The organism is Streptomyces sp. NPDC057654, assembly GCF_042800135.1.
In the GTDB taxonomy this organism is placed as follows: domain Bacteria; phylum Actinomycetota; class Actinomycetes; order Streptomycetales; family Streptomycetaceae; genus Streptomyces.
Map to the genome: position 1 here is coordinate 1 of NZ_JBHVHQ010000468.1, position 6,608 is coordinate 6,608.

Genomic DNA, 6,608 nt, shown 5'->3' on the forward strand with positions numbered 1-6,608 from the left:
GGATGGCCCCGCCGGCGCGTCGGCGTCTCAGCTTTCGGCTTTGACGCTACGGAGGAACGCACCCCAGGCGGAACGGCTCGCCGCCAGCACCACATCCGGGGCGTCACTCTCACGGACACGGATACTGCCGTCGAGCCCGGCCACCACCTCTACGCACTCACCGTTAATGCTGCCTCCGCTGAAGCTCGACTTCTGCCACTGATGCTCTGGCATGGCATTCCTTTCACGAGGCGCGTGCCGCCTCAGTCACCCGCCTTGATGCTTTCGAGCAACGCGCCCCAAGCGGGACGGCTCGTCGCCAGCACCGCCTCCGGATCATCGCTCTCACGGACACGGATACTGCCGTCGAGCCCGGCCGCCACCTCCACGCAGTCGTCCTGGCCACTGCCACTGAACGACGACTTCTGCCATACAGGGTTGGACATATGACTCCTTCAGAGGGCGTGCATGACATGTTGAATGAGGCTCAGGGAATCCCGGGCCTCATGGGACTCAGGGCGGATGTCCGGGTCAACCGGCGGTAGGGCCAGCTCGGTCAGCTTGGCGAAAATCCTCTTGTACTTGTCCGCCTGATCCTTGTCCCGCAGGACCGCAGAGTCGATCGGCCGTTCCAGACGTACGGTGTCGAGGTCCGGCGTCGCGCGGCCGAAGATGACGAAGGCACGGCTGATCGCGGAGTACGCCCCCGCCTCGAACGGGAAGATCTGCACCGTGACGTTGGGGAGCCTGGCCACCTCGATGAGCCGTCTCAGTTGCTGCCTCATGATGCGGGGGTCACCTGCCCGCATATGCAGCGCCGCTTCGTGGATCACGGCGTGACAGGTCGCGGGCGTACCACGCTGGAGGATCTGCTGTCGGGCAAGGCGGAACTCCACGTACCGGTCCACGGCCTCGTCCTGGCCGTCAGCGGCTTCGCAGATGGCTCGCGCGTAGTCAGCGGTCTGGAGCAGGCCCGGGACGACCAACAGTTCATGGGAACGGACACTCACCGACTGGGATTCCAGTTCGGCCAGGTCGAGCGCTGGACGCCCCATAACGTCGCCGTAGGAATCCCACCACCCCTTCCCTCGGTCCTGCGCCATCGCCATGAGCCCCTCGAAGAGCGGGCCCTCCGAGCAGCCGAAGGCGCGGAGCAGCTTGTGCAGACCATTACGTGGAACGTCAACGCGGCCGGCCTCGATGTTGCTAACGCGTTGACGGTCCGCGTCGATGATCGCGGCGACCTGGTCCCCCGAAAGTCCGGCGCTGGTACGCAGCTTCCGCAGTTCGGCGCCTAGCCGTCGCTGCCGTTCGCTCGGCTGGCTCCTCGGTGGCATCCGCCCTCCTCGTCTCGCCGCACAGTCTCGCGCGGCCTCAACCGCCGGTCCATGCAAGCGCTGGAGACCCACTCATCCGAGGGAAGAAGTGCGGAAGCGGTTGTAACTTACGAAACATCCTTCCTATGGTCGAAGACGAATCGCCCGCCCCGGAGCAAACCGGAAGCGTCCCGTGGACGCATACGCGCAGCGTGCCCTCAGTACGTCCGCGCCTGCACGAGCGCACCCGCCGGGGGTTGGCACCCAGTGACCAAAGGAGTCACGCCATGTGTCCCAGCACCGCGACCGCCACCGAACCGCGGCCCGACTTCTCCCTCGTCTTCCCACCCCGCCCCGGATGGGTCCATACCGCCCGACAGGCCATGCGCACGGCACTCGCGGCCGCCGACCGGGCCGATCTCGTCGACGTCGCCGTCCTCCTCACCTCCGAAGCGGTGACCAACGCGGTCAACGCCTCCATCGGCAGCGGGTGTTCGGAACCCGTCACCCTCTACGCCGAGTGGGACGCGAAAGGATCGCTGCGCGTACTGGTCCACGACGGGGCCCCGGGCCTGCCCAAGGAGAGTGCGCCGACCGAGGCGCAGGAGAACGGGCGCGGGCTCCTGCTCATCGGGGCGTGCGCCTCCGAGTGGGGCGTGTGCGCGCACGGGCCGGGGCCGGGGAAAGCCGTCTGGTTTCAGCTCGCGGGGTGACACGCGGAGCGGGTGGTGACGCAACCCCCGCCCCGGCCGGACGTCTGGTCGGCGAAGGCACCTTTTTCGGTGCCGGAATACCGACCGACCGAAGGAGCGTCCATGAAGTTGGCCAACCGTCGTACGTACACGGTCGGGGCCGTGGGGCTCGGCCTCGCCCTGCTCGGGGCCGGTGCCGTACCGGCCGGGGCGGCCCCGGCCCGTACGCAGACGACGCCGCCCGCCATCTCCGAGCAGGACGTCATGCCGCACCTGGACGCCCTCCAGAAGATCGCGGACCGTAACGGCGGCAACCGCGCCTTCGGCACCAAGGGGCATGAGCAGTCGCTGGAGTACGTGAAGGGCGTGCTCGACAAGTCGGGCTTCAAGACCCGTATCGACTCCTTCACGTACAAGGGCACCGTCGGGCACAACCTCATCGCGGACTGGCCCGGCGGCGACACCAACCACACCCTCTTCACGGGCGCACACCTCGACAGCGTCAAGGCAGGCCCGGGAATCAACGACAACGGCTCCGGCTCGGCCGCCACCCTCGCCACCGCCCAGGCCGTGGCCAAGGGCCACCTCAAGCCCAAGCGCCATCTGCGCTTCGCCTGGTGGGACGCGGAGGAAGAGGGCCTGGTGGGCTCCGCCCAGTACCTCAAGAAGCTTCCCGCCGCCGAGCGCAAGAAGATCGACACCTATCTGAACTTCGACATGACCGGCACCAAGAACGTGCAGCAGTGGCTCGTCGTGCACGACGGCAAGGAGGCCACGGACGCGTTCGAGGACTATTTCGCGGCCAAGAAGCTCCCCACCTTCGACATCGGCGTCGGCGGCTCGGACCACGAATCGTTCGGCAAGGCCGGAATCCCCACCTCCGGCTTCAACACGGGCGTCGGCAACTGCCTGCACGAGGCGTGCGACCGGATCGACAACGTGGACCCGAAGACGGAGACCACGAGCGCCAACGCCATCACCGGCGTGGTCTGGAAGCTCGCCACCACTCGCTGACTCCTGCCCCCTGACCCCGACAGGAACGGACGCCACCTCATGCGTACACCACACCGGTTCGCCCTGATGGGAGCACTCGTCGGCAGCCTCGCGCTGTCCACCCTGCCCGCGTCGGCCGCCAACGGCGGAGGCGGCGCGGGCGACCCGTACTACCCCGACGACGGCAACTCCGGTTACAACGTCACGCACTACGACGTGCGCGTGGGCTACGACCCGGCCCGCACCCACTACCTCGACGGCGACACCACCGTCACCGCCACGGCAACCGAAGCCCTGGACCGCTTCAGCCTGGACCTGAAGGGCTTCAAGGTCGCCTCCGTCGACATCAACGGCGCCCCCGCCAAAACCTTCTCCCGCTCCAGTGAACACAAGCTGGACATCACCCCGGCCCAACAGCTCGCCAAGGGCAAGAAATTCACGGTCCGCGTCCGCTACGCGGGCAAGCCGACCGGCGACGCCTGGAACACCATGGAGGACGGCGGGGCGTACGTATCCGGGGAACCGCATTCGTCGCGGGACTGGTACCCGAGCAATGACCACCCCTCGGACAAGGCCACCTTCCAGCTCACCGCGACCGTTCCGGAGGGCTGGACCGCCATCGGCAGCGGGCTGCCCGGCAAGACCACGCCGGGGAAGGGTTCGGACGGCAAGGCCACCAAGACCTTCCGCTGGCACGAGGACAAACCGCTCGCCACCTATCTGAGCGCCTTCGCCGTCGACAAGTTCACGGTGCACACCTCGAAGATGAAAGACGGCACGCCCGTCATCCACGCATACAGTCCCGGCACCGCAGCGGCGAGCCAGGAGTGGGAAGGCCAACTCCCGGAGATCCTCGACTTCTTCGCGTCGAAGTTCGGCCCGTACCCGTTCTCCTCCGCCGGCGGAATCGTCGTCAACGGCGGCGACGGGGGCGGCCCGGGCGCGCTGGAGACGCAGACCCGTCCCACGTACACCGGGACGATGTTCGACATGTCGATGACCCACGAGAACGCCCACCAGTGGTTCGGCGACAGCGTCACGGTCGCCGACTGGCGCAACGGCTGCCTCAACGAATGCTTCGCGCAGTACGCCAGCCAGCTCTGGGAGGAGCACAACGGCTCCGACATCGACAAGGGCTTCTACCGCGACACCGTGGAGGAGAACAAGAACAACCCCGAGTACTGGGGCGTCAAACTCTACGACCCCGGAAAGGGCAAGGAGATCGACCCGGCGTTGTACGACAAGGGGTCGCTGATGGTCCACGCGCTGCGCCGCACCGTCGGCGACAAGGCGTTCTTCGCGACCCTCAAGCAGTGGACCCACGACCACCGCGACGGCAACGCGACATTCCCGCAATTCGAGAAGCTCGCCCAGAAGGTATCCGGGAAGAACCTCACCGGATTCTTCAACGCCTGGGCGCACAGCACCAAGATCCCGGAGAAGAAGTACCTCTACCCGGGCTCACTGGCCAAACTGGCGAAGTAACCCCCTGGTTTGATTGCCCGTCAATATCCGTTACGTCAGCAGGCCCGCTCCCGCTCCGGGGCGGGCCTGCGGCACGTACCGGGGCGTGCGGCGCAACCCGCGCCCCGCCCGGACGTCTGGTCGACGAAGGCACCTTCCGGTGCCGGAGTACCGACCGACCGAGGGAGCGACCTATGAAGTTGGCCAGCCGTCGTACGTACGCAGTCGGAGCCGCGGGGCTCGGCCTCGCGCTGCTCGGAGCCGGAGCCGTACCGGCCGGTGCGACACCGGGCCGCACACAGGCAGCACCGCCCGCCATCTCCGAGCAGAACGTCATGGGCCATCTGAAGGAGTTCCAGAAGATCGCGGACCGCAGCGGCGGCAATCGCGCCTTCGGCACCAAGGGCTACGAGCGCTCGCTGGCGTACGTGAAGGGCGTGCTCGACAAGGCGGGCTTCACCACCCGCATCGATTCCTTCACGTACAAGGGCACCGCCGGTCACAACCTCATCGCGGACTGGCCCGGCGGCGACACCAACCACACCCTCTTCGCGGGCGCACACCTCGACAGCGTCAAGGCGGGCCCGGGAATCAACGACAACGGCTCCGGCTCGGCCGCCATCCTCGCCACCGCCCAGGCCGTGGCCAAGGGACATCTCAAGCCCAAGCGCCACCTGCGCTTCGCATGGTGGGACGCCGAGGAGGAGGGCCTGGTGGGCTCCGCCCAGTACCTCAAGAAACTCCCCACCGCCGACCGCAAGAAGGTCGACGCCTACATGAACTTCGACATGACCGGCAGCAAGACGTTCAAGCAGATGATCATCATGCGCGACAGCGAGGAGGCCACAGACGCCTTCGAGAAGTACCTCGCGGCCAAGAACATCCCGATTTTCGAAGTCCAAGCCGGTGACGCCGGATCGGACCACTCCTCGTTCCACAAGGCCGGCATCCCCGTCACCTCCCTCGCCACGGACCTCGACGACTGCACGCACATGGCATGCGACCGGTTCGACAACGTGGACCCGAAGCTCGAAACCACCAGCGCCAACGCCATCAACAGCGTGATCTGGCAGCTCGCCGCCACCCGCTGACCCCTGACCCCAACAGGAACGGACGCCACCTCATGCGTACACCACGCCGCTTCGCCCTGCTGGGCGCGATCGTCGGCAGCCTCGTCCTGTCCGCCCTGCCGGCCTCGGCCGCCAACGGCGGGGGCAGCGCGGGCGACCCGTACTACCCCGACGACGGCAACTCCGGATACCGCGTCTCGCACTACGACGTGCACGTCGGCTACGACCCCGCCCACACCTATTACCTCGACGGCGACACCACCATCACCGCCAAGGCCACTGAGGACCTCGACCGGTTCAGCCTGGACCTGAAGGGTTTCAAGGTCGCCTCCGTCGACATCAACGGCGCGCCCGCCAAGGCGTTCTCCCGCTCCGGCGCCCACAAGCTGGACATCACCCCCGCCAAGCAACTGACCAAGGGCAAGAAATTCACGGTCCGCGTCCGCTACGCGGGCAAGCCGGCCGACGAAGGCTGGAACACCCTCAAGGACGGCGGCGCGTTCGTCTCGGGCGAGCCCCACTCGGCCACCTCCTGGTTCCCCTCGAACGACCACCCCTCCAACAAGGCCACCTTCGCGCTCACCGCCACCGTCCCGGACGGCTGGACCGCGATCGGCAGCGGGCTGCCCGGCAAGACCACCACCGGCAAGAACGCCGACGGCAAGGCCACCAAGACCTTCCGCTGGCACGAGGACGAGCCGATGGCCACCTATCTGAGCGCCTTCGCCGTCGACAAGTTCATGGTGCGTACCTCGAAGCTCACGGACGGCACACCCGTCATCAATGCCTACAGCCCCGGCAATGAGGGGGCCCAGGAATGGATGGAGCGGCTCCCGGAGATCATCGACTTCCTGTCGTCGAAGTTCGGCCCGTACCCGTTCTCCTCCGCCGGCGGAATCGCCCCCGGCGCCAGCGACGGAAAGGGCGAAGGCAGCGTCTCCTTGGAGACGCAGACCCGCCCCACGTACGGAGGGATGATCGGGCCGCTCGCCGACTTGCCGATGATCCATGAGAACGCCCACCAGTGGTTCGGCGACAGCGTCACCGTCGCCGACTGGCGCAACGGCTGCCTCAACGAATGCTTCGCCAAGTAC

The 6,608-nt window shown here is 67.1% G+C and carries 8 protein-coding genes and 1 pseudogene; 5 read left to right on the forward strand and 4 right to left on the reverse strand.

What is annotated here, in order from left to right:
* Nucleotides 1–27 precede the first annotated feature (27 nt).
* The 4 genes and pseudogenes from ACFU99_RS27980 to ACFU99_RS27995 all read right to left on the reverse strand — a co-directional run.
* Nucleotides 28–213, reverse strand: coding sequence for a DUF397 domain-containing protein (locus tag ACFU99_RS27980; protein WP_384397107.1), 186 nt, complete (start codon nucleotides 211–213; stop codon nucleotides 28–30).
* 29 nt (nucleotides 214–242) lie between these two features.
* Complete coding sequence (locus tag ACFU99_RS27985) at nucleotides 243–425, reverse strand: DUF397 domain-containing protein (RefSeq protein WP_384397110.1); 183 nt, start codon at nucleotides 423–425, stop codon at nucleotides 243–245.
* Nucleotides 426–434: 9 nt separating this feature from the next.
* A complete protein-coding gene (locus ACFU99_RS27990) occupies nucleotides 435–1,088 on the reverse strand; it encodes a DUF5753 domain-containing protein (protein ID WP_384397125.1) in 654 nt (217 codons plus the stop codon).
* Between the two features lie 33 nt (nucleotides 1,089–1,121).
* Nucleotides 1,122–1,316 (reverse strand): annotated as a pseudogene (locus ACFU99_RS27995) (helix-turn-helix domain-containing protein); the annotation flags it as partial.
* Nucleotides 1,317–1,582: 266 nt separating this feature from the next.
* Here ACFU99_RS27995 and ACFU99_RS28000 point away from each other — a divergent pair.
* From ACFU99_RS28000 to ACFU99_RS28020, 5 genes are all read left to right on the forward strand, one after another.
* On the forward strand, nucleotides 1,583–2,008 hold the full coding sequence (locus tag ACFU99_RS28000) for an ATP-binding protein (RefSeq protein WP_384397113.1): 426 nt from the start codon (nucleotides 1,583–1,585) through the stop codon (nucleotides 2,006–2,008).
* A gap of 102 nt (nucleotides 2,009–2,110) precedes the next feature.
* Nucleotides 2,111–3,001, forward strand: coding sequence for a M28 family peptidase (locus ACFU99_RS28005; RefSeq protein ID WP_384397116.1), 891 nt, complete (start codon nucleotides 2,111–2,113; stop codon nucleotides 2,999–3,001).
* Nucleotides 3,002–3,040: 39 nt separating this feature from the next.
* A complete protein-coding gene (locus ACFU99_RS28010) occupies nucleotides 3,041–4,465 on the forward strand; it encodes a M1 family metallopeptidase (protein WP_384397119.1) in 1,425 nt (474 codons plus the stop codon).
* Nucleotides 4,466–4,638: 173 nt separating this feature from the next.
* Entirely contained in the window at nucleotides 4,639–5,535 is an 897-nt protein-coding gene (locus ACFU99_RS28015; protein ID WP_384397120.1) for a M28 family peptidase, read from the forward strand.
* A gap of 32 nt (nucleotides 5,536–5,567) precedes the next feature.
* The coding region (locus tag ACFU99_RS28020) for a M1 family metallopeptidase (protein ID WP_384397122.1) at nucleotides 5,568–6,608 on the forward strand (1,041 nt) is incomplete at its 3' end.

What these genes read in the sequence shown, in the direction of transcription:
- ACFU99_RS28005 (WP_384397116.1), top strand. Translation starts at nt 2,111, where the DNA reads ATGAAGTTGGCCAACCGTCGTACGTACACGGTCGGGGCCGTGGGGCTC.
- ACFU99_RS28000 (WP_384397113.1), top strand. Translation starts at nt 1,583, where the DNA reads ATGTGTCCCAGCACCGCGACCGCCACCGAACCGCGGCCCGACTTCTCC.
- ACFU99_RS28010 (WP_384397119.1), top strand. Translation starts at nt 3,041, where the DNA reads ATGCGTACACCACACCGGTTCGCCCTGATGGGAGCACTCGTCGGCAGC.
- ACFU99_RS27990 (WP_384397125.1), bottom strand. Translation starts at nt 1,088, where the DNA reads ATGGCGATGGCGCAGGACCGAGGGAAGGGGTGGTGGGATTCCTACGGC.
- ACFU99_RS27980 (WP_384397107.1), bottom strand. Translation starts at nt 213, where the DNA reads ATGCCAGAGCATCAGTGGCAGAAGTCGAGCTTCAGCGGAGGCAGCATT.
- ACFU99_RS27985 (WP_384397110.1), bottom strand. Translation starts at nt 425, where the DNA reads ATGTCCAACCCTGTATGGCAGAAGTCGTCGTTCAGTGGCAGTGGCCAG.
- ACFU99_RS28015 (WP_384397120.1), top strand. Translation starts at nt 4,639, where the DNA reads ATGAAGTTGGCCAGCCGTCGTACGTACGCAGTCGGAGCCGCGGGGCTC.